This is a genomic window from Streptomyces sp. NPDC002788, assembly GCF_053592115.1.
Genome location: NZ_JBSFVB010000043.1, coordinates 1658 through 3410 on the forward strand (window position 1 = coordinate 1658; position 1753 = coordinate 3410).

A 1753-nucleotide genomic window follows, 5' to 3' on the forward strand; every position below is an offset into this window, starting at 1 on the left:
CGTGCCGGGCACGCTGTTGGGTGTCTGAGGGAATGGATTTTTCCTCAGTCGCCGGCCCCAGTGCACTCGAATCGTAAGGGTTCGGGGTGATGGGTGGCTGGTCGTTGTTTGAGAACTGCACAGTGGACGCGAGCATCTGTGGCCAAGTTTTTAAGGGCGCACGGTGGATGCCTTGGCACCAGGAACCGATGAAGGACGTGGGAGGCCACGATAGTCCCCGGGGAGTCGTCAACCAGGCTTTGATCCGGGGGTTTCCGAATGGGGAAACCCGGCAGTCGTCATGGGCTGTCACCCACTGCTGAACACATAGGCAGTGTGGAGGGAACGCGGGGAAGTGAAACATCTCAGTACCCGCAGGAAGAGAAAACAACCGTGATTCCGGGAGTAGTGGCGAGCGAAACCGGATGAGGCCAAACCGTATGCGTGTGAGACCCGGCAGGGGTTGCGTATACGGGGTTGTGGGATCTCTCTTTCATGGTCTGCCGGCCATGAGACGAGTCAGAAACCGTTGATGTAGGCGAAGGACATGCGAAAGGTCCGGCGTAGAGGGTAAGACCCCCGTAGTCGAAACGTCAGCGGCTCGTTTGAGAGACACCCAAGTAGCACGGGGCCCGAGAAATCCCGTGTGAATCTGGCGGGACCACCCGCTAAGCCTAAATATTCCCTGGTGACCGATAGCGGATAGTACCGTGAGGGAATGGTGAAAAGTACCGCGGGAGCGGAGTGAAATAGTACCTGAAACCGTGTGCCTACAAGCCGTGGGAGCGTCGGAACAAGGCTTGCCTTGTTCTCGTGACTGCGTGCCTTTTGAAGAATGAGCCTGCGAGTTTGCGGTGTGTTGCGAGGTTAACCCGAGTGGGGAAGCCGTAGCGAAAGCGAGTCCGAATAGGGCGTTTTAGTAGCGCGCTCAAGACCCGAAGCGGAGTGATCTAGCCATGGGCAGGTTGAAGCGGAGGTAAGACTTCGTGGAGGACCGAACCCACCAGGGTTGAAAACCTGGGGGATGACCTGTGGTTAGGGGTGAAAGGCCAATCAAACTCCGTGATAGCTGGTTCTCCCCGAAATGCATTTAGGTGCAGCGTCGTGTGTTTCTTGCCGGAGGTAGAGCACTGGATAGGCGATGGGCCCTACCGGGTTACTGACCTTAGCCAAACTCCGAATGCCGGTAAGTGAGAGCGCGGCAGTGAGACTGTGGGGGATAAGCTCCATGGTCGAGAGGGAAACAGCCCAGAGCATCGACTAAGGCCCCTAAGCGTACGCTAAGTGGGAAAGGATGTGGAGTCGCAGAGACAACCAGGAGGTTGGCTTAGAAGCAGCCACCCTTGAAAGAGTGCGTAATAGCTCACTGGTCTAGTGATTCCGCGCCGACAATGTAGCGGGGCTCAAGCGTACCGCCGAAGTCGTGTCATTGCAGCAATACGGCCAACGCCGGCTGTGATGGGTAGGGGAGCGTCGTGTGCCGGGTGAAGCAGCACCGGAAGGTAGTTGTGGACGGTTCACGAGTGAGAATGCAGGCATGAGTAGCGATTCACACGTGAGAAACGTGTGCGCCGATTGACTAAGGGTTCCTGGGTCAAGCTGATCTGCCCAGGGTAAGTCGGGACCTAAGGCGAGGCCGACAGGCGTAGTCGATGGATAACCGGTTGATATTCCGGTACCCGCTGTGAAGCGTCAAACATCGAGCATCGTGATGCTAAGGCCGTGAAGCCGTTCCGGACCCTTCGGGGAAAGGAAAGTGGTGGAGCCGTCGAAC

At 57.3% G+C, this 1753-nt stretch carries 1 rRNA gene (only partly in view); it reads left to right on the forward strand.

From position 1 onward, the window contains the following. Positions 1-140 precede the first annotated feature (140 nt). Positions 141-1753: ribosomal RNA gene (locus ACWD1U_RS37190) — 23S ribosomal RNA — on the forward strand; it runs 1606 nt beyond the window's last position.